The sequence below is a fragment of the Pseudoduganella chitinolytica genome (assembly GCF_029028125.1).
GTDB lineage: Bacteria > Pseudomonadota > Gammaproteobacteria > Burkholderiales > Burkholderiaceae_D > Rugamonas > Rugamonas chitinolytica.
Map to the genome: position 1 here is coordinate 3,905,898 of NZ_CP119083.1, position 19,886 is coordinate 3,925,783.

Annotated in this window: 15 protein-coding genes and 5 pseudogenes; 7 read left to right on the forward strand and 13 right to left on the reverse strand. The window is 61.3% G+C overall.

The annotated features are described in order from the left end of the window. Nucleotides 1-51: 51 nt before the first annotated feature. From accC to PX653_RS17295, 4 genes are read left to right on the forward strand one after another with little or no spacing between them, the layout of a single operon-like run. The gene (gene accC, locus PX653_RS17280; RefSeq protein WP_277413995.1) at nt 52-1,410 is read left to right on the forward strand and encodes an acetyl-CoA carboxylase biotin carboxylase subunit; all 1,359 of its coding nucleotides are present in this window, start codon (nt 52-54) and stop codon (nt 1,408-1,410) included. Continuing rightward, nucleotides 1,407-2,342 carry a 50S ribosomal protein L11 methyltransferase gene (prmA, locus tag PX653_RS17285; RefSeq protein WP_277413996.1) on the forward strand — a complete coding sequence of 312 codons (936 nt, stop codon included), beginning with the start codon at nt 1,407-1,409 and terminating at the stop codon, nt 2,340-2,342. Before accC ends, prmA begins: the two co-directional genes overlap by 4 nt. Nucleotides 2,343-2,358: 16 nt before the next feature. After that, nucleotides 2,359-3,519, forward strand: a complete 1,161-nt coding sequence (locus PX653_RS17290; protein WP_277413997.1) for a DUF3426 domain-containing protein — start codon at nt 2,359-2,361, stop codon at nt 3,517-3,519. Nucleotides 3,520-3,527: 8 nt separating this feature from the next. Next, on the forward strand, nt 3,528-4,469 hold the full coding sequence (locus PX653_RS17295; RefSeq protein WP_277413998.1) for a carbohydrate kinase family protein: 942 nt from the start codon (nt 3,528-3,530) through the stop codon (nt 4,467-4,469). Nucleotides 4,470-4,540: 71 nt separating this feature from the next. Here PX653_RS17295 and PX653_RS17300 read toward each other — a convergent pair whose 3' ends face one another. Then, nucleotides 4,541-5,074, reverse strand: coding sequence for a YggT family protein (locus tag PX653_RS17300; RefSeq protein ID WP_277413999.1), 534 nt, complete (start codon nt 5,072-5,074; stop codon nt 4,541-4,543). 303 nt (nt 5,075-5,377) lie between these two features. Between PX653_RS17300 and PX653_RS17305 the strand changes: the two genes are divergently transcribed. After that, nucleotides 5,378-6,409: a hypothetical protein gene (locus PX653_RS17305; RefSeq protein ID WP_277414000.1), complete on the forward strand. Its 1,032-nt coding sequence runs from the start codon at nt 5,378-5,380 to the stop codon at nt 6,407-6,409. 207 nt (nt 6,410-6,616) lie between these two features. Here PX653_RS17305 and PX653_RS17310 read toward each other — a convergent pair. Then, nucleotides 6,617-7,785 (reverse strand): IS3 family transposase gene (locus PX653_RS17310; RefSeq protein WP_371876344.1). Its coding sequence is split into 2 segments (ribosomal slippage): nt 6,617-7,530 and nt 7,530-7,785, totalling 1,170 coding nucleotides; the frame shifts between segments, so codons are not numbered across the junction. 824 nt (nt 7,786-8,609) lie between these two features. Here PX653_RS17310 and PX653_RS17315 point away from each other — a divergent pair. Continuing rightward, the gene (locus tag PX653_RS17315; RefSeq protein ID WP_277414002.1) at nt 8,610-9,362 is read left to right on the forward strand and encodes a nucleotidyltransferase domain-containing protein; all 753 of its coding nucleotides are present in this window, start codon (nt 8,610-8,612) and stop codon (nt 9,360-9,362) included. 19 nt (nt 9,363-9,381) lie between these two features. On the opposite strand, the gene PX653_RS17320 is transcribed toward PX653_RS17315, so the two are convergent. From PX653_RS17320 to PX653_RS28450, 9 genes and pseudogenes are all read right to left on the reverse strand, one after another. Then, nucleotides 9,382-10,218 carry a hypothetical protein gene (locus tag PX653_RS17320; protein WP_277414003.1) on the reverse strand — a complete coding sequence of 279 codons (837 nt, stop codon included), beginning with the start codon at nt 10,216-10,218 and terminating at the stop codon, nt 9,382-9,384. 66 nt (nt 10,219-10,284) lie between these two features. Beyond that, nucleotides 10,285-11,055 (reverse strand): annotated as a pseudogene (locus PX653_RS17325) (ISL3 family transposase); the annotation flags it as partial. A 46-nt stretch (nt 11,056-11,101) separates the two neighbouring features. Further along, a protein-coding gene (locus tag PX653_RS17330; RefSeq protein WP_371876332.1) for an IS3 family transposase occupies nt 11,102-12,270 on the reverse strand; the annotation gives its coding sequence in 2 pieces (ribosomal slippage) (nt 11,102-12,015 and nt 12,015-12,270; 1,170 coding nt in all). 48 nt (nt 12,271-12,318) lie between these two features. Next, nucleotides 12,319-12,753 (reverse strand): helix-turn-helix domain-containing protein, encoded by a 435-nt coding sequence (locus PX653_RS17335; protein WP_277413485.1) that lies wholly within the window; start codon nt 12,751-12,753, stop codon nt 12,319-12,321. A gap of 153 nt (nt 12,754-12,906) precedes the next feature. Then, nucleotides 12,907-14,019, reverse strand: a complete 1,113-nt coding sequence (locus PX653_RS17340; protein ID WP_277414004.1) for a ribonucleotide-diphosphate reductase subunit beta — start codon at nt 14,017-14,019, stop codon at nt 12,907-12,909. Between the two features lie 218 nt (nt 14,020-14,237). After that, nucleotides 14,238-15,242 (reverse strand): annotated as a pseudogene (locus PX653_RS17345) (ribonucleotide reductase barrel domain-containing protein); the annotation flags it as partial. A gap of 85 nt (nt 15,243-15,327) precedes the next feature. Then, nucleotides 15,328-16,632 carry a hypothetical protein gene (locus PX653_RS17350; RefSeq protein WP_277414005.1) on the reverse strand — a complete coding sequence of 435 codons (1,305 nt, stop codon included), beginning with the start codon at nt 16,630-16,632 and terminating at the stop codon, nt 15,328-15,330. Beyond that, nucleotides 16,633-17,034 carry a hypothetical protein gene (locus PX653_RS17355; RefSeq protein ID WP_277414006.1) on the reverse strand — a complete coding sequence of 134 codons (402 nt, stop codon included), beginning with the start codon at nt 17,032-17,034 and terminating at the stop codon, nt 16,633-16,635. A gap of 412 nt (nt 17,035-17,446) precedes the next feature. After that, nucleotides 17,447-17,567 (reverse strand): annotated as a pseudogene (locus PX653_RS28450) (ribonucleotide reductase barrel domain-containing protein); the annotation flags it as partial. A gap of 63 nt (nt 17,568-17,630) precedes the next feature. Here PX653_RS28450 and PX653_RS17360 point away from each other — a divergent pair. Further along, nucleotides 17,631-18,802: pseudogene (locus PX653_RS17360) on the forward strand (IS3 family transposase); the annotation flags it as partial. A 177-nt stretch (nt 18,803-18,979) separates the two neighbouring features. On the opposite strand, the pseudogene PX653_RS17365 reads toward PX653_RS17360, so the two are convergent. Then, nucleotides 18,980-19,340 (reverse strand): annotated as a pseudogene (locus tag PX653_RS17365) (ribonucleotide reductase barrel domain-containing protein); the annotation flags it as partial. A gap of 179 nt (nt 19,341-19,519) precedes the next feature. Beyond that, nucleotides 19,520-19,747 carry a DUF2188 domain-containing protein gene (locus PX653_RS17370; protein ID WP_277414007.1) on the reverse strand — a complete coding sequence of 76 codons (228 nt, stop codon included), beginning with the start codon at nt 19,745-19,747 and terminating at the stop codon, nt 19,520-19,522. Nucleotides 19,748-19,886: the final 139 nt, after the last annotated feature.

Below are 19,886 nucleotides of genomic sequence, written 5' to 3' on the forward strand. Positions count from 1 at the left end.
CTACAAAGAGCACCCGGCCTGGTCCGGGTGTTCGCAAAGATAGAACTCGCCATGTTTGAAAAAATCCTCATTGCCAATCGCGGTGAAATCGCGCTGCGTATCCAGCGCGCCTGCCGCGAGCTGGGCATCAAGACGGTGGTCGTCCACTCCGAAGCGGACAAGGACGCGAAATACGTCAAGCTGGCCGACGAATCCGTCTGCATCGGCCCCGCGCAGTCGGCGCAGAGCTACCTGAACATGCCGGCCATCATCAGCGCCGCCGAAGTCACCGATGCCGAAGCGATTCACCCCGGCTACGGCTTCCTGTCGGAAAATGCCGACTTCGCCGAACGCGTCGAGAAATCCGGCTTCGTCTTTATCGGCCCGCGTTCCGACTCGATCCGCCTGATGGGCGACAAGGTCTCGGCCAAACAGGCCATGATCAAGGCCGGCGTACCGTGCGTGCCAGGTTCCGACGGCGCCCTGCCGGACGACCCGAAGGCCATCGTGCAGATCGCCCGCAAGATCGGCTATCCCGTCATCATCAAGGCGGCCGGCGGCGGCGGCGGCCGTGGCATGCGCGTCGTGCACACGGAAGCGGCGCTGCTCAATGCCGTCACGATGACGAAGACCGAAGCGGGTGCCGCGTTCGGCAATCCCGAGGTCTACATGGAGAAGTTCCTGGAGAATCCGCGCCACGTGGAGATCCAGATCCTGGCCGACGAGCACCGCAACGCCGTCTGGCTGGGTGAGCGCGACTGCTCGATGCAGCGGCGCCACCAGAAGGTCATCGAGGAAGCGCCGGCACCGGGCATCCCGCGCAAGCTGATCGAAAAGATCGGCGACCGCTGCGCCGAAGCGTGCCGCAAGATCGGCTACCGCGGCGCCGGCACGTTCGAATTCCTGTACGAGAACGGCGAGTTCTACTTCATCGAGATGAACACCCGCGTGCAGGTCGAGCACCCCGTCACGGAAATGATCACGGGCATCGACATCGTGCAGGAACAGATCCGCATCGCCTGCGGCGAGAAGCTGCGCTTCCGCCAGCGCGACGTGATGCTGTCCGGCCACGCCATCGAGTGCCGCATCAACGCGGAAGACCCGTTCAAGTTCACCCCGTCGCCAGGGCGCATCACGTCGTGGCACACCCCGGGCGGCCCGGGCGTGCGCGTGGACTCCCATTCGTATGCGGGTTACTATGTACCGCCGCACTACGATTCGATGATCGGCAAGCTGATCACCTACGGCGCCACCCGCGAGCAGGCCATCCGCCGCATGCAGATCGCGCTGTCGGAGATGGTCGTCGAAGGCATCCAGACCAACATCCCGCTGCACCGCGAGCTGATGGTCGATGCCCGCTTCATCGAGGGCGGCACCAACATCCACTACCTGGAACAGAAACTGGCGGCAATGCCCAAGGCAGGTTCATGAGCTGGACTGAAATCGTCATCGAAGTCGCCCGCGACAACGCGGAAGCCCTGTCGGACGCACTGATCGAGGCGGGCGCGCTGTCCGTCTCCGTCGAGGATGCGGACGAAGGCACCGCGCAGGAAAAGCCCCTGTTCGGCGAGCCGGGCATGGAGCCGAAGGAAGCGGCGTGGGAACACAGCCGCGTCGTCGCGCTGACCGACGTCGACGCCGACCAGGCCGCGATCGTGGCCGAAGCGGCGGCGGCCATCGGCCTGGCCGCCGCGCCGGCGTTCACGACCCGGGCAGTGGCGGACGAGGATTGGGTGCGCCTGACGCAATCGCAGTTCGAGCCGATCCACATCGGCAAGAACATCTGGGTCGTGCCGAGCTGGCACGAGGCGCCCGATGCCAACGCGCTGATCCTGGAACTGGATCCGGGCCTGGCGTTCGGCACCGGCAGCCATCCCACCACGAAGCTGTGCATGGAATGGCTGGAAGCCCATCCGGCCCCGGGCAAGTCGGTGCTGGATTACGGCTGCGGCTCCGGCATCCTGGCCATGGTGGCGCGCAAGCTGGGCGCCACGCAGGTGGCCGGGGTCGACATCGACCCGCAGGCGATCGATTCGGCGCGCGACAACGCCGTGCGCAACAAGGTGGAAGACATCGAGTTCTTCGTCCCGGAAGCCTTTGCGCAGTCGCGCCATGCCGAGGCCCGCTTCGACATCGTCGTGGCCAACATCCTGTCCTCGCCATTGAAGCTGATGGCGCCGATGCTGTCCGGCCGCGTGGCCGACGGCGGCGCGCTGGTGCTGTCCGGCGTGCTGGCGCGCCAGGCGGAGGAAGTGGCGGCCGCGTATGCGCCGTTCATCAACCTGTCCGTCTGGGCCGAACACGAAGGCTGGGTGGCCCTGCACGGCCGCCTCGGCAGCGAAACCGCCCTGCCGGCGCGTTAAGGCACAGCCGACGCGCATGGCGCTCGCCACCCAATGCCCCCACTGTCAGACGGTTTTCCGGGTCGCCCATGACCAGCTGAAACTGCGTGGGGGCATCGTGCGCTGCGGTGCCTGCAATGAGATCTTTGACGGCAACGCCGCGCTCGTGGAGCCGGCCGCCGTCCCCCTCCCCGCCGCCGTGCCGGCTGCCCCGGCCCCGCTCGACCTCGAGCTGGACCTCGATGCCGCGCCGGATCCCGAGCCCGATCCTGCTACGCCTGCCGTGCCCGCCGAGGTGGCGCCTGAGCACGGGCCTGGGATCGAGCCTGGGATCGAGCCAGAGCCTGAGCCTGAGCCCGAATCCGACGTTACGAGCGAGCCAGATGCGGCACCGGCGTTGGCCGACAGTACCCTGGAACCCCGTCCCGACAGCGACTTCGACCTGCCGTCCGAACACATCGTCGCCGTCGCGCTGGACGACGGCCACACGTTCGACGACAACGTTCCCGTCGCCCCGCCGCCCGGCAAAGCCGAAGGCGACAGCGTGGCCGACGACAGTGCCGTGCGCGCCGTTGACGACGCCGCGGCCGCCGACCTGCTGGCGGCGCCGGAAAGCGCCCTGCTGGCGGCCGGCAGCGGCGCCGTCACGCCGGCGGCGGACGAACTGGCGGAACCGGACGAGCCCGAATTCGTCCGCCAGGCCGAGCGCCGCGAGCGCGTGGGCCGCAGCACCCGTCTCGTCATGGCGTGGGGCATGCCGCTGCTGGCACTGCTGCTGCTGGTCCAGCTGGGCACCACCTTCCGCAATCCGCTGGCGGCCCGCTACCCGGCGCTGCAGCCGGCGCTGGCCGCGCTGTGCGCGCCGTTCGGCTGCAAGGTCGAGCTGCCGGCCCAGATCGACGCGCTGGCGATCGAGCAGGGCGAGCTGCAGACGCTGGCGGACAGTACCTTCAGCTTCGTCACCGTGCTGCGCAACGGATCGCGCACGGCGCAGGCCTGGCCCCATATCGAGCTGGTTCTGAACGACACAGCCGACAAGCCCGTGCTGCGCCGCGTGTTCGCGCCGCGCGAGTACCTGGCCAACCCGGCCGACGCGGCCAAAGGCTTCGGCCCGCGCAGCGAACAATCCGTGAAACTGTATTTCGAACTGAACCGGCTCAAGGCATCGGGCTACCACATCGCGATTTTCTACCCCTGAGGTTTCACATGAACCAGACTTCCCTGATCTGTGGCTCACTGGCCATCGACGTCATCATGCAGTACGAAGGCCGCTTCGGCGATACGCTGCTGGCCGACCAGCTGCACAAGGTCAACGTATCGTTCCTGGTGCCGACCATGCGCACCGAATTCGGCGGCTGCTCCGGCAATATCGCCTACAACCTGAAGCTCCTGGACGGCGATCCGCGCATCGTCGGCGTGATGGGCCAGGATTGCGCCGCCTACCTGGAGCGGCTGCAGAAGCTGGGCATCTCCACGCAGAACATCCTGATCAAGAAGGACGCCTACAACGCCCAGTGCTTCGTCACGGCCGACTCGGACAACAACCAGATCAACGCGTTCCACCCGGGCGCCATGTCGTTCGCGCACGAGAACAATATCGAGGAAGCGGGTCCCGCACGCCTGGCGATCATCTCGCCGGACGGCCACCTGGGCATGCTCAAGCACGCGGACGACCTGCAGCGCCTGAACATCCCGTTCATCTTCGACCCGGGCCAGCAGATGCCGATGTTCACGCCGGAGCAGCTGATCGCCTTTATCGACAAGGCGACGTACGTCACCTGCAACGACTACGAGATCGAGCTGCTGGTGGACCGCACGGGCCTGTCGCTGGCCGACATCGCGCACCGCCTGGACGCGCTGATCGTCACCCGCGGCGAGAAAGGTTCGCAGATCTACACGAAAGGCACCAGCATCGACATCCCGGCGGTCAAGGCCGATGCCGTGCTGGACCCGACGGGCTGCGGCGACGCCTACCGCGCCGGCCTGCTGTACGGCCTGACGCACGACCTGGGCTGGGAAACGACGGGCCGCCTGGCCAGCCTGCTGGGCGCGATCAAGATCGCCCACAAGGGCGCCCAGAACCACGTGCTGACGAAGGAAGAGATCGCGGACCGGTTCGAGCAGGCGTTCGGCTACCGCTACGAATAAAGTACAGCGGGGACAGGCACCTGTCTCAGGGTCTGCGCCCCTGAGACAGGTGCCTGTCCCCCCGGGTTTGTTCACCCGCCAAACACCATCCCCAGCACGTGCTGCGCAATCTGCAGCAACACCAGCGCCACCAGCAGCGACAGGTCCAGGCTGCCGACCAGCGGCACCACCCGGCGGATCGGCCGCAGCAGCGGCTCGTTCAGCGCCCGTACGAACGGCGCCAGCGGCGCATGCGGGTTGACCCAGCTGAAGATCGCCTCGACCACCAGCAAGGCCATGAAGCCGTACAGGATCCACTGCAGGAACCGGAACAGCGCCAGCTTCAGCACGACTTCCACCGGCACGCCGCGGATGAACAGCAGCGACGACGCCAGCAATACGATCAGGAACGCCCCCAGCAGGCTGGCCCAGTCGTAGCCGCCGACGCCCGGCACGATGCGGCGCATCGGCCGCACCAGCCAGTCGGACAGCTGGAACGTAAACTGCGCCACCGACGAGGGCGGGCGCACGCGGGTTGCCTGCATCCAGAACCGCAGCAGCAGCACCCCGCCCAGCAGGACGGCGATGGTATCGACGATCAGCATCACAATACTAAGCACGAGCATTCTCCATTAGGGCTTGCGTCAAGCGTAAAAAAACCGCCGTGCGATTGTCTCACACAGCGGTCTTTACGCCCATCAGGCCGTTTGCAGCAAACGTGCCCGGCACGGACATGCCACGCGCCCGGTACCGCCCACGCTGTCGCGTGGCGGTGCCGGGTAGCGGTGTCAGTTCGCGGCCGGGCCAGCGTCTCAGGCTGGACGGGTGCTGGTCGGGAACGGCCAGGCAGCGGCAGGGCCAGCACGGTTTTCGCGGCCGGTGCCGAAGCGGCGGCAGCAGCCGGTGCGGCGGCAGGCTTGGCTTCCTTCTTGGCAGCGCTCTTCTTGGCTGGTGCGGCCTTCTTGGCAGCTGGCGCGGCAGCGCTTGGTGCTGCTGCCGGAGCGGCAGCGGCTTTCGCTGCTGGCTTGGCGGCCGGCTTGGCGGCAGGCTTGGCCGCCGCTTTGGCGGCTGGCTTTGCTGCTGGCTTTGCGGCCGGTTTCGCGGCAGCTTTTGCAGCCGGCTTGGCAGCGGCCTTCTTCGCGGCCGGCTTCGCAGCAGCCTTGGCAGCTGGCTTGGCGGCGGCTTTCTTCGCGGCTGGCTTGGCGGCCGGCTTTGCAGCGGCCTTGGCGGCCGGCTTCGCGGCAGCCTTCTTCGCGGCAGGCTTGGCGGCGGCCTTCTTGACGGCTGGCTTGGCAGCAGCCTTGGTCGCGGTCTTCTTGGCTGCAGGCTTCGCAGCGGACTTCGTTGCCGACTTGGCGGCGGTCTTGCCGGCCGACTTCGTTGCCGTCTTGGCTGCGGACTTGGTGGCCGACTTAGCTGGCGACTTCGCTGCCGATTTGGTTGCCGACTTGGCGGCGGTTTTCTTGGCGGCTGGCTTGGCGGCCGCGGACTTCTTGGCCGCGGGCTTGGCTGCGGGCTTTGCTGCGGCCGTGGTCTTCTTGGCGGCTGGCTTGGCGGCGCCGGTCGACTTCTTCGCTGCCGGCTTGGCGGCCGCGGTCTTCTTGGCGGCTGGCTTTGCTGCGGTCGTCGCCTTCTTCGCTGCCGGCTTGGCGGCGGCGGTCTTCTTCGCGGCTGGCTTTGCTGCCGCCGTCGTCTTCTTCGCAGCAGCTGGCTTTGCTGCCGCCGTCGTCTTCTTTGCGGCAGCTGGCTTGGCAGCAGCCGTGGTCTTCTTCGCAGCAGCCGGCTTGGCGGCGGCCGTGGTCTTCTTCGCGGCGGCCGGCTTGGCGGCGGCGGTCTTGGTTGCTGCCTTCTTGGCAGGAGCAGCGGCAGCCTTGGTAGCGGCTGGCTTCTTCACTTCGGTTTTCTTAGCGGCGGTAGCCATTTTTATTTCTCCTTCATCCGGGATGAAAATACGCACATGATTGAAACCCGTCCGGCACTTCCACCCATGGGAAGGGGCCAGGCGAATTATTCATCGGCGCAAGCATGTCGATGTTTGCGCTAATGAATTCGGCACCGGCTGAACTGCTGCAGCTCCTCACGACTGCAGCACTTCAGCCATTCGACGGCGCCGCCGCGCATCGGCACACCCTGCTTGAGGTGTACTGTCAATAGCGGACACTCTTGTTTCAAACCGCCTGCAGCCGTTCGCTGAATTCCTCGGCAAACAACGCTGGCGCTACATTGCCAAGACGCGAGTGGCGTCGCTGGCGGTTATAAAAGCTTTCGATGTACTCCTGTATCGCGGCCTTCGCATCGGCGCGGGTTGCATATCGTTGATGGTGCACCAGCTCATTTTTCAGACTGCCCCAGAAGCTTTCCATAGGCGCGTTGTCGTAGCAGTTCCCCCTGCGCGACATGGACGGTTGCATGCCAAACTGCTTGACGAGCTTTTGATAGTCGTGAGCGCAATACTGGCTCCCACGGTCGGAGTGGTGAATCAATCCCGGCGCCGGGCGCTTGTTGCGCACGGCTTTCCAAAGGGCCTGTGCGGTCAGCGTTTGCGTCATGCGCGCACCCATCGAATAGCCCACCAGTTCGCATGTAAAGACGTCTTTGATGCCGGCCAGGTAGAGCCAGCCTTCGCCTGTGGCGACATACGTGATGTCGGTTACCCAGGCTTCGTTCGGGCGGGTTGGTGCGAAGGTCTGATTCAACAGATTCTCGGCCACCGGCAGCTCATGGTTCGAGTTGGTGGTGGCCTTGAATTTTCGCTTCTGCTTACAGCGCAGGGCAAGCTCACGTCGTAGCCGGACGATGCGGTCACGGCCAGCAGGAAAGCCTTGTGCGGCCAGTTCCGGCTGCATCCGAAGTGGCCCATATGTCTGCCGGCTCTGCGTATGAACCGCCTCGATGGCGACCTTCAGGCGCGCGTCCTCCTGCGCACGTTTCGACGGCTGCCCGTGAGTCCAAGCATAGAACCCGCTGCGCGACACGTCGAAGACGCGGCAGAGCGCGCTTAGTGAATATTCGAGTCGCAATGTCTTCATGACCGCGTACTTGGCAGCGACTCCCGCGCAAAGTACGCTGCCGCCTTTTTTACGATATCGCGCTCCATGCGGGCCTCAGCAAGCTCCTTGCGCAGCTTGGTAACTTCGGCCTCAAGTTCGGGCACGGAGCGGCTGCCGGGAGCCACTTTGGATGAGGTGCCACCCCTCGCTGCAGCTACCCAATTGGCCAAGGTTCCCTTGGGAATCATGAGCCGTAACGCCGCGTCCTCCAGCGTCAGACCCTGTGTCAGGACCAGTTTTACCGCTTCTTCACGAAGCTCCGGGGTGTATGATTTTGAGCGTGCCATAAGTTTCTCCAGTTGGTGAAGTCTACCAAACAGGAGTGTCCGAAAAAGTCAGGGTACCCCAGCTTTTCCCGGTGCACCTGGCTCGACGACGCCATCAAAAATTCTTCTTCTACGTGTCTCCCTGGGTGGGCGGTCAATCAGCTCCTACCCGTTTCGGACCAGACATCGCTGCACATTCGCGTGCTCCGCTCGAAAGAAAAAACCGCCCGACCTGACTCAGTTCAGGCGAGGCGGCTTACAGATCACGGTGTGCTTCGTGTGCATATCTGTGCGAACTTTATGTCCTGTTTTTCTTTGCGGTTTGCGGCAACTACACACTCCAAAAAAGAGCGCTTGCATAACTACGCGTTTTCAAGTTCGTAAAGTACACGAAAACCTTATTGAAGCGCAACGGGCACGCATGCTTTTCACCTTCTTTTTTTACAGCGATCAGCGAGGTAGCGCACATTGGATCGACGACGCCAGGCGCCGCCGCGTGCTGCCGGCGCTGTCGGCGTGCTGCGCGAAGCTCCACCGTGCATCGCATACCGCCTTTACCTAAAGGCCGTATGCAAAGCGCATGCGATCGTCCGCGCACGCGCGCGACAGCACCGCCACAGCGTGCACCGCCATCGACGGCGTGGCTGCGCGCAGTCGTGATTCGGCGACAGCAGCGCGCCACGACACGCTGTCTCGACGTGCGCGCACGCATATCGATATGACGAAGCGGCCGAGTTTGCAGGGACCGTGTGCAGCGCGCGCATGCGAAGCGCGCGTGTGACGCGGGACGTGACGGCAGCCCTGCGCCGCGCTTACACTGCTGAGATAGAGAGAGGAGAATGACCATGCATATCGACGCCGCGACGAAGCTTGTACGCACTGAGCTGCTGCCCCGCTGGCCCGACGCGGCGGTCGCCATCATCGGCGGTTCGATCGCGCGCGGCGAGGCGACACCCACTTCCGACATCGACCTGCTGCTCGTGTTCGAGCACGTCGAGCAGGCGTGGCGCGACACGTTCAAGGTCGGCACGCAGACGGTCGAACTGTTCGGCCACGACCTCGCCACGTTCGACTACTTCTGCCGCGTCGTCGACGGCCCGGCCGGACGCATGCCACTGGCGGCGATGGTCAATGACGGCGCCAGCGTACTGCCGGACAGCGCCTTGCTGCAGCGGCTGCGACGCCATGCCCGCAAGCTGTACGACGCCGGGCCGCCGGCATTGTCCGCCGAAGCGCTGGCGCGCCAGCGCTATGCGATCACGACACTGCTGGAGGACCTGGCCGACAGCACCACACCGGACGAGACGCTGGCGATTGCCGTCCACCTGTACGGCGCGCTGGCCGATTTTGCCCTGCGCGCGGCCGGGACATGGACGGGCCACGGCCGCCACCTGGCACGCAGGCTGAAGGCGACGGCACCGGCACTGGCGGCCGACCTGGAGACGGGGATGGCGCTGCTGGCGGCGCAGCCGGAGATGGCGAAGGCCGCGTTCGACCGGGCCGTGCGCACGACCCTGGCGCCGCATGGCGGTCTATTGCTGGAGGGGTTCAGGCTGCCGGCACCGGCGGCGTGGCGCAGCGCGGAGGTGCCGGACTAGGTGGACAAGCGCGTGGCGGTCAAGGCGCGTCGGCCGGCACGGCCTGCATCCACCCTTCCGCCGTACAGCGCGACCAGTCCATGTTCGGCGCATAGAACAGCGCCGACTTGACGCGGGCGATCTGCAGGAACGACGGCTGCTGCAGCGCCTGGATCTTGCCGTCGCGGACGAGGAAGTCGACCGAGTACTTCGGGTAGGCCATGATGATGCCGCGCTCGAGGAACGTCAGGTCTTCCGGATGCAGCACTTCGGCCAGGCGCGTTTCGCTGTCGCCCGGCACCAGCTTGCCCAGGCCTTCCAGCATGTCCTTGTCGTGCTCGCGCTGGCGGTGTTCGGAGCGCGTCTTCGACAGCACTTTCACCACATTCAGCGGGTTCGTGCCCATCTCGACGATGGCCTTGACCTGGCCGATGGCCGGATTGTCCAGCACGGCCTTGATGCTTTTCAAGGTCGACTTGCCCGTGAAGCGCAGCTCCACTTCCGTCGCCGGCTGGGCCACCTGCACCAGCGAGCGCGCCCAGCGGGCGGCGTCCTGCGCCCAGTACTGGTGGCGCGCGGTCGCGTAGCCGCGGCAGGCGTAGAACGTGTCGGCCTGCGCGCGCGTTAACGTGCCGTGCAGCTTCCCGCCACGGAACACGACGCCGCCGACGTCACCGTCGGACAGGCCCACGTAACTGACCAGTTCATGGTCCGCCGCCAGCACTTCGAAGCGGTCCGTCGCCGCCTCTTCCGGGACGGCGCGGATGACGGTGCGGGCGTCGCTCTGGTCGGTGATGGCCAAGGGAGGCGGCGCGCTGCCGGCGGTGGCGGCGGCGCTGGCGCACAGCAGCAGGGGAAGCAAAACGGAATGACGCATGAGAGATATCTTTTTAACAAAAGCCGGCATTATATCGGCTGGCGGCGGGCATAAAAAAAAGGTTCTTCACGGATTTCCGGGGAAGGCAGCTTTGATCTTTAGGAAGAAAAATTCGCTGTCGCGGTAGCCGTAGGCCATGCGCTTCATGACCTTGATTCTGTTGTTGATTCCTTCTAGCTGGCCGGTATGCATCGGCCAGCGTACCCGCGCCACGATGCCGCGCCAGTAGGGTTTAAGCTTCCTGGCGAATTTTTGCAGCGGCTCGACGCCGCTTTCGTTTGCCATGCGCAGCCATGTTTGCCAAGCAGTTCGCCACTGCCAAGCGCCCTGCGCCGACCATAGTTCCTTCAACGCAGCCTTCATGATGTAGACGGTGCTCAGTGTCTGATTTGCTGCCAGTAGCTCGTCAAGGCTTGCCAGCTTTTCGGCCGGGATGTTGGCTCTGTTTCTTAACAGGAGCCAGCGAGCGCGCTTGACGACTTTACGCATTGGCAGATCATGCTTGAGCCGATTTGCCTCATCTACACGGACTCGATCAATCACCTCTCGGCCATATTTCGCAACCACGTGGAATAGGTCGTAGACGACGTGAGCCTGCGGACAGTGTTCCTTTACTTCGAGATCGAACGCCGTGTTCATGTCCATCGCAACAGCTTCGATTGCGCGGCAGCGTTCTGGTCCTAACCACTCAAAGAAAGGACGCAACGCTTCGCGGCTGCGTCCCTCGCCAACCCATAAAACACGCCGAGTGTCAGCGTCGAGCACTACCGTGGCATAGCGGTGCCCTTTATACAGAGCGAATTCATCCATGACCAAGCGGGTAGGCTGGGCATCTGGCAAGGCCGCAATCTGAGGTGTACTGTCAATAGCGGACACTCTTGTTTCAAACCGCCTGCAGCCGTTTGCTGAATTCCTCGGCAAACAACGCTGGCGCTACATTGCCAAGACGCGAGTGGCGTCGCTGGCGGTTATAAAAGCTTTCGATGTACTCCTGTATCGCGGCCTTCGCATCGGCGCGGGTTGCATATCGTTGATGGTGCACCAGCTCATTTTTCAGACTGCCCCAGAAGCTTTCCATAGGCGCGTTGTCGTAGCAGTTCCCCCTGCGCGACATGGACGGTTGCATGCCAAACTGCTTGACGAGCTTTTGATAGTCGTGAGCGCAATACTGGCTCCCACGGTCGGAGTGGTGAATCAATCCCGGCGCCGGGCGCTTGTTGCGCACGGCTTTCCAAAGGGCCTGTGCGGTCAGCGTTTGCGTCATGCGCGCACCCATCGAATAGCCCACCAGTTCGCATGTAAAGACGTCTTTGATGCCGGCCAGGTAGAGCCAGCCTTCGCCTGTGGCGACATACGTGATGTCGGTTACCCAGGCTTCGTTCGGGCGGGTTGGTGCGAAGGTCTGATTCAACAGATTCTCGGCCACCGGCAGCTCATGGTTCGAGTTGGTGGTGGCCTTGAATTTTCGCTTCTGCTTACAGCGCAGGGCAAGCTCACGTCGTAGCCGGACGATGCGGTCACGGCCAGCAGGAAAGCCTTGTGCGGCCAGTTCCGGCTGCATCCGAAGTGGCCCATATGTCTGCCGGCTCTGCGTATGAACCGCCTCGATGGCGACCTTCAGGCGCGCGTCCTCCTGCGCACGTTTCGACGGCTGCCCGTGAGTCCAAGCATAGAACCCGCTGCGCGACACGTCGAAGACGCGGCAGAGCGCGCTTAGTGAATATTCGAGTCGCAATGTCTTCATGACCGCGTACTTGGCAGCGACTCCCGCGCAAAGTACGCTGCCGCCTTTTTTACGATATCGCGCTCCATGCGGGCCTCAGCAAGCTCCTTGCGCAGCTTGGTAACTTCGGCCTCAAGTTCGGGCACGGAGCGGCTGCCGGGAGCCACTTTGGATGAGGTGCCACCCCTCGCTGCAGCTACCCAATTGGCCAAGGTTCCCTTGGGAATCATGAGCCGTAACGCCGCGTCCTCCAGCGTCAGACCCTGTGTCAGGACCAGTTTTACCGCTTCTTCACGAAGCTCCGGGGTGTATGATTTTGAGCGTGCCATAAGTTTCTCCAGTTGGTGAAGTCTACCAAACAGGAGTATCCGAAAAAGTCAGGGTACCCCAATCTGCGCTGCCAAGTTGGTACGCTCGATGCGTCGTACTGTGTCCCAGTGCAAGCCAGAGAGCTTGCAAACATGGGCCACTGGCAGTTTTTGGCACCATAGGCCCACGAACTCGGCCAGCCGTTGTGTCACCCGTGCATGACGGTCTAGCCACTTCACGCGCTCAGCTCGAGTCCCACATTCACTACAGCGAACACGCCGCAGACGCACCCGCAACCAGACCGGGTCGCCCAGCATTGGCATATCACGCACTACACGCCAGCCTGTTTCATGAATCTGCCAGCAGTTTGAATCGCAGCCCGAGCACACTAGTGGGGCCCTTGGGTCAGGAACCAACGTGATCCACGTTGCACCATTCTTGCGCTCGAGGTCAGACGCGAGAAAACCTTCCCAGAATGGAAGGCCGAGATTATTATCTTGCATGAAAGCGGTAAGTTGAGTTCAGTACTGTTGGTCGCACAACAAGTCTAACTCTTCTCTACCGCTTTCCTGTTTTTCGGCGCACCTTCCCGGAAATCCGTGAAGAACCTAAAAAAACCCGTCCGGCGGGACGGGCTTCGATGAAGCAGGTGGAACTCAATCCCAGTTCAACGCCCCACCGGTCTGGTACTCGGTCACGCGCGTCTCGAAGAAGTTGCGTTCCTTTTTCAGGTCGATCATCTCGCTCATCCATGGGAACGGGTTCTCGTCCTGGTCGAACAGCTGCTCCAGGCCGATCTGCACGGCGCGGCGGTTGGCGATGAAGCGCAGGTAGCCCTTGAACATCGTCGCGTTCAGGCCCAGCACGCCGCGTGGCATCGTGTCTTCGGCGTACGCGTATTCCAGCTCGACGGCTTTGAGGAACAGCGCCTTGATCTCCTCGCGGAACGCCGGCGTCCACAGCTGCGGGTTTTCCAGCTTGATCGTGTTGATCAGGTCGATGCCGAAGTTGCAGTGCATCGATTCGTCGCGCAGGATGTACTGGTACTGCTCGGCCGCGCCCATCATCTTGTTCTGGCGGCCCAGCGCCAGGATCTGCGTGAAGCCCACGTAGAAGAACAGGCCTTCCATCAGGCAGGCGAACACGATCAGGGATTTCAAGAGCTTCTGGTCGTTCTCGATCGTGCCGGTGGTGAAGGCCGGGTCGGTCAGCGTGTCGATGAACGGGATCAGGAACTGGTCCTTGTCGCGGATCGACTTGATCTCGTTGTAGGCATTGAAGATCTCCTGCTCGTCCAGGCCCAGCGACTCGACGATGTACTGGTAGGCGTGCGTGTGGATCGCTTCCTCGAACGCCTGGCGCAGCAGGTACTGGCGGCATTCCGGCGCCGTGATGTGGCGGTAGGTGCCCAGCACGATGTTGTTGGCGGCCAGCGAGTCGGCCGTCACGAAGAAGCCCAGGTTGCGCTTGACCAGGCGGCGCTCGTCTTCGGACAGGCCGTTCGGGTTCTTCCACAGCTCGATGTCGCGCTGCATGTTCACTTCCTGCGGCATCCAGTGGTTGGCGCAGCCGGCCAGGTACTTGTCCCACGCCCACTTGTACTTGAACGGCACCAGCTGGTTGACGTCCGTCTTGCCGTTGATGATGCGCTTGTCGTCCGCGTTCACGCGCAGCGCGACCTGCTCGGCGGTGGATTCTTCACCGGCGGCGCCGGCTGGCAGTTGTGGTTGGCGTGGCGCTGCGGCCGCTTCATCATCCCAGGAGAGCATGGTGGTTCCTTCAGTTCTGTATTGAATCCTCAATAGCTGTTGACCGGGTGCCCGGCAAATGGCGTTCTTGGATATTCGATGGTTTGGTCAAATACACCGCCCCGGTGGGACGGTGTTCTCGTATCTATATAGATGGCGACTCGACAGGCGCCAGGCAAGGCCGGCGCCGCCTTGGCGCCACCGGCCGCTCAGCCGTTCAAAGACGGCTTACTGCCCATTTACTGGCAGGCTTCGCATTCCTCGAAGCCCGCGTCGCCCGGACGCAGGTAGCACGCGGCGCCCTCTTCCACCTGCTGCACCGTGGTCGGTGCGGTGTGGGTCGGGACAGCCGGTGCGGCCGCATCGGCAGCGGCGGCGCCGGCGGATGGGCCGTGGGCCGAGACGGCGTTCAGCGCGCCCGTCTTCGACGTCGACTTCTCCATGTGCGACGCGGCGATCGTGCGCAGGTAGTACGTCGTCTTCAGGCCGCGCAGCCAGGCCAGCTTGTACGTCTCGTCCAGCTTCTTGCCCGAGGCGCCGGCCATGTAGATGTTCAGTGACTGGGCCTGGTCGATCCACTTCTGGCGGCGCGATGCCGCTTCCACCAGCCACGTCGGCGACACTTCGAACGCCGTCGCGTAGATGTCGCGCAGGTCCTGCGGCACGCGATCGATCTTGGTCAGCGAGCCGTCGAAGTACTTCAGGTCGGCGATCATGACCTCGTCCCACAGGTCGCGGGCCTTCAGGTCGCGCACCAGGTACGAGTTGATCTCGGTGAATTCACCGGACAGGTTCGACTTGACGTACAGGTTCTGGAACGTCGGCTCGATGCAGGCCGAGACGCCGATGATGTTCGAGATCGTCGCGGTCGGGGCGATCGCCACGCAGTTCGAGTTGCGCATGCCGAACTGCTTGATGCGCTCGCGCAGCGGCGTCCAGTCCATCGACGACGACATGTCCTGCTCCAGGTAGCCGCCGCGCTCTTCCGCCAGCAGCTTCACGGAATCCTGCGGCAGGATGCCGCGGTCCCACAGGGAGCCCTTGTACGACTCGTAATGGCCGCGCTCTTCGGCCAGTTCCGTCGACGCGTAGTAGGCGTAGTAGCACACCGCTTCCATCGACGTATCGGCGAAGTCCACCGCGGCTTGCGACTGGTACGGCACGCGCATCATGTGCAGGCAGTCCTGGAAGCCCCTTCACTTCATTTGGCCCAGGCCCACCGGACGGTGGGGCATGTTGGCGTTGCAGTCCCCTTGGCGTTGGACTTCGTCCGGAGGTGTTATCGAATTCAAGTCCTGGGCCTGTTGCTTGAGTTGACTAGCCGATCGATTAGATCATTACAACTTCATCAAAGATAGCGTCTTTGGCACCGACAACCCGCACGACCTCACTTAATCCCGGAGCTGGAAGAAAGAACGGTAGCGTTGTCCCCCGGTTCTGTTGAGGTGCTTCGGGAACCTCGTACCCTTTGTCCGGGAAATTCGTTCCAAATCCCACATCGGCGCCCCCGAAGCCAATAGCGGTATCACCAACATATGATATTCCGTCCAAATAATTTGGCACCTCGACATCATTTACAACGATGGAGTCAATTGCGCCATTAATATCAAGCGTATTGTGTTCGCCGGAAACCGATAAAGCGTCAGAATTCTGTGAATAAAGATAGTTATCGCTACCCGCAAGCCTTATTTCATTCCCATCAAACACGTAAATATCATTCCCATTTCCGATAACCGAGGCATATAAAGAATTACTATCTGATTGACGCGCAGTTACGACAGTGTCGTTTAGATAATAAACACCTTCACCAGAGACCTGCGCGTATCTGAAGCCATCGTACGTGGTAGAGGCGACGAAGCTCTTTAATACGTCGCCCCCGTAATTTAAATCTATAGAAAACGTACTCGTCCTGACTCCATCGCTCAGCGGGTTAGACGTGGTCACTCTTATGATGCCGCCACCGGGCTCGGACGCAACAATATCGTTGCTATAAAAGTTCTGCCAATCAAAGCCTCGCGGCGCAAGACCTGCCTTGTAGGCATACCATGCATCACCGTACATCTCCTGATATGTCACATTTGGCGCCGTGCTCGGATTTACAGTTTTGTAAGCGTCAGCAGCTAAATTGATCGCGGCCTCCCGGAAACCGTTGATGTCACGTTCATACCACGTCGCAAGGACATCCAACGACGCCTTTACCTTATCACCGGCACGCAATGTGGTTCCCAGCTCGTTCGAAACGAGATATTCAGCATAGGTTGCTGCGCCCTCTTGCCGCAGTTGAATCATCGCCGCTGCCTCTGCATTTGGTGCATTTAAATACCCTGTAAATTGCTCCCTTGACAAAAGACCGTCGGCTGAGGCCGCATGGCCCAATTCATGCGCAAGCAGGCCTGCAAAATTCAACTGGCTATTTGCATCTCCAGAAACCGGCAGTTCTCGCCTGTCAAGTACGATTGATTTTGTACTCGCGGTGTAACTTCCCGCATCACCCACGCTAACCGTACCGCTTGCGGTAGCGAACGAATTTATGAGTGCCGCCAAAGCTGGGGAATTATACGCCAGCCCCATAAATTCGTTGAATCCGGACGCGTTTGATATTTCACCCAAGAATGGATTTGTGTTAATTTCCATTTATTTCTCCTCAAAGATCAGTGAATCCAATGCATTCTTATCATTGACAGTTATGGTAATAATTCCAGGCTTCAGACCATCGACAATGTAGTCTTGTGTTTGAAGCCCTGCCGGCAAATGCGGCGCCCTGAACGTAGTCAAACGTTTAGCCTTCCACATTTCCGCAAAATTATCTTGCGTTAGCTCAGGCATATTGGCAAAACGCGCGTTAGCAGATAATTTTCGTCCGCCGTCCGGAAGACTGTGAAATGTAAGTTTAATAGTTACCGATTTCCTTCTATCGTTTGCAGTAGGATAAGAAGTCACTAGGAAGTACTTCCAGCCGTTGCCTGACACGGCTTGAACGCTGGCGGCGTGGAATGTCTTCCGTAGTATCGCTTCTACGTCATGACTTTCGCGCATTTCGGCACACTCGAGAATCGCGCGTAAATTCGATAAATAGTCTACCTCGGATGATATTGGTTTCACCCCAGTGCACGCTAGTGTAGCAGCAGACCCAAAATTCGAAATTATCATAGAGAAGGTAATGATAATAGATTGCAGTAAATAACATTTACGCATTTTTTTGCCCCCTTTTCCGAGAGTTTAACAATAAAACCTTAGCAAATTCTATCCGACTCTAATGCCTAGTATATTTAACAGGTCAAGAGACCTGCACACAAAAGTAATCCAGCTTTCCCACAATAAATTTACCGGACGTGGACGGCGGTGAGTTAATAGCAAAAGAGCCTGCATTTGCAAGCTCTTTTGTCCATGCATCAGAGAACCGTCGCCGCACTTCGGCGATTGATCATCACGTCCCATCGCAAGCCGATGCCTTCAGGTCGCGCACCAGATACGAGCTGATCTCGGTGAATTCACCGGACAGGTTCGACTTGACGTACAGGTCTGGAACGTCGGCTCGATGCAGGCGGGACGCCGATGATGTTCGAGATCTATAGTGGATCCACGATTTGAGACGGTGGTTTAAGCTGTTGTCCGCGAAAGGATGACAGACTATGAGTGAAGGTAAAAAACGCAGGGTGCACAGCGCCGACTTCAAGAGCAAGGTGGGCTTAGAGGCAGTGCGCGGAGTGAAGACGGTGACGGAAATCGCACAGGAATTCGGCGTGCATCCCGTGCTGGTCGGGCAGTGGAAAAAGGAGATTCTGGAGAACGCTGGGGCGCTGTTCGATACCAAGCGTGGCCCGAAGCCGGTCGATGAAACGAGCCCGGAGGATAAGCTGTACAGCGAGATCGGCCGGCTCAAGATGGAAGTGGATTGGCTTAAAAAAAAGCTGGGGGAATGAGCCGCGAAGAGCGCCTGGGCTGGATCGAACCGGAGCACGCCGAGATGCCGATAACGCGCCAGTGCGAACTTGCCGATGTACCACGCGCGACGGTATACCGGCGGCTGGAAGCGGCATCGCGACAGCGGTGCGAGGACGAAAAAGATCTGAAGCTGCGCGCGCTGATCGACGAGGAATATACCAGCAGACCGTTCTACGGCAGCCGGCGCATGGTAGTGTTTCTGCGTGAGCGCGGCCATGTGGTGAACCGCAAGCGTGTGCAGCGGCTGATGCGGGAAATGGGCTTGGCAGGCATGGCGCCGGGGCCGGCGACGAGCAAGCCGCATCCGCAGCACAAGGTGTATCCCTACCTGCTGCGCGGTGTGGCGGTAACGCGCCCTAACCAGGTGTGGTCTACAGACGTGACCTATATCCGGCTCGCGCGTGGCTTTGCCTATCTGGTGGCGATTATCGACTGGTACTCGCGGCGCGTGCTGGCCTGGCGAATCAGCAACAGCATGGATGCGTCGTTCTGCGTGGACTGCCTGGAGGAAGCGCTGCGTGTGCACGGCAAGCCCGACGTGTTCAACAGCGACCAGGGATCGCAGTTTACGAGCACGGCATTCAGCGGCGTGCTCAAACGTGAAGGCGTAGCCATCAGCATGGACGGACGCGGTCGAGCGTTGGACAACATCTTTGTCGAGCGGCTGTGGCGCAGCGTGAAATACGAAGACATATACCTCAAGGGGTACGGAAACATGGCCGAGCTGACGCTCGGCCTGGCTCAGTACTTCGTGTTTTACAACGGCACACGTCCGCACCAGTCTCTGGGATACCGTACGCCTGCCGATGTCTACCGCAGCGGCAGCGGTGGGGGCGCGCTGATCGTGGATAAGTACGGCCAGACCAGCATAGCCGAGGCTGTGGAGCCGTGCCGGGAGCAGCCACTGGAAGATACCCCTCTCCAGCGGCCCGGTGAGAGAATTACGGGGCAGCGCCGAGCAGCTGCAAAAATGAAGACAGACCAGCTTAAATTATCGGCCTCAGTGTCTTGACGAAGGGGTCCACTTTAATCGTCGCGTCGGAGCGATTGCCACGCAGTTCGAGTTGCGCATGCCGAACTGCTTGATGCGCTCGGGCAGCGGGGTCCAGTCGACGACCACATGTCCTGCTCCAGACAGCCACCGCGCTCTTCCGCGAGCAGCTTCACGGAGTCCTGCGACAGGATGCCGCAGACCCACAGGAACCCTTGTACGACTCGTAATGGCCGCGCTCTTCGTCCAGCTCCGTCGACGCGTAGCAGGTGTAGTGGCACACCGCCTTCATCGACGTATCGGCGAAGTCCACCGCGGCTTGCGACTGGTACGGCACGCGCATCATGGGCAGGCAGTCCTGGAAGCCCCTTCACTCCATTAGGCCCAGGCCGACCGGACGGTGACGCGACCTAGTGTAGTGGGTAATTTATAGCGGCGAGCGGTTGGCTCCACATGCAGGCCGTGCATTTAGCAGCGTCATCACGATGTGCTTCGGTACGGTACTGGGACATATGTAAGGCGTCGTTCTGAGCTTAACGGAAAAGAGCCTGCGGGAGCAGGCTCTTAGTACGTTGCGATGGTAGCTCAGCCTTTCGGCGGGGATGGGTCGTTACCGTGACTGTCCTTCTCGCGGATTTGACCATTAGGGCGATGGATCACAAGTTCTGTACCTTGGTTTTTTGAGATCCCTCGCCCTCCTCTGATCGCATCTCCTTGAGTAGGGTACAGTCCGCTCACCCGATCAGAGTTCTCGCGGCGTACTGCCCAGCCGTCTTTATGCGGAACAACGTGATGATTCGATTTTTTAGTCATGTTTCTACCTTAAAGTTGAAGGGCATACGACGGGGACGTGATGTCCCCACGTGTTACTTAGCTGGCACTAAAAAACACCATGCTTCGTAGCCGTACTCATGCGCATCCAGGATGCGATTGGAACTACCTCGCACCTTGC

Excerpts from the sequence above, each read along its gene's own strand:
- PX653_RS17295 (WP_277413998.1), top strand. The coding sequence starts at position 3,528 with ATGAACCAGACTTCCCTGATCTGTGGCTCACTGGCCATCGACGTCATC.
- PX653_RS17290 (WP_277413997.1), top strand. The coding sequence starts at position 2,359 with ATGGCGCTCGCCACCCAATGCCCCCACTGTCAGACGGTTTTCCGGGTC.
- PX653_RS17340 (WP_277414004.1), bottom strand. The coding sequence starts at position 14,019 with ATGCTCTCCTGGGATGATGAAGCGGCCGCAGCGCCACGCCAACCACAA.
- accC (WP_277413995.1), top strand. The coding sequence starts at position 52 with ATGTTTGAAAAAATCCTCATTGCCAATCGCGGTGAAATCGCGCTGCGT.
- PX653_RS17300 (WP_277413999.1), bottom strand. The coding sequence starts at position 5,074 with ATGCTCGTGCTTAGTATTGTGATGCTGATCGTCGATACCATCGCCGTC.
- PX653_RS17315 (WP_277414002.1), top strand. The coding sequence starts at position 8,610 with ATGCATATCGACGCCGCGACGAAGCTTGTACGCACTGAGCTGCTGCCC.
- PX653_RS17355 (WP_277414006.1), bottom strand. The coding sequence starts at position 17,034 with ATGCGCGAAAGTCATGACGTAGAAGCGATACTACGGAAGACATTCCAC.
- prmA (WP_277413996.1), top strand. The coding sequence starts at position 1,407 with ATGAGCTGGACTGAAATCGTCATCGAAGTCGCCCGCGACAACGCGGAA.
- PX653_RS17370 (WP_277414007.1), bottom strand. The coding sequence starts at position 19,747 with ATGACTAAAAAATCGAATCATCACGTTGTTCCGCATAAAGACGGCTGG.
- PX653_RS17335 (WP_277413485.1), bottom strand. The coding sequence starts at position 12,753 with ATGCAAGATAATAATCTCGGCCTTCCATTCTGGGAAGGTTTTCTCGCG.
- PX653_RS17320 (WP_277414003.1), bottom strand. The coding sequence starts at position 10,218 with ATGCGTCATTCCGTTTTGCTTCCCCTGCTGCTGTGCGCCAGCGCCGCC.
- PX653_RS17350 (WP_277414005.1), bottom strand. The coding sequence starts at position 16,632 with ATGGAAATTAACACAAATCCATTCTTGGGTGAAATATCAAACGCGTCC.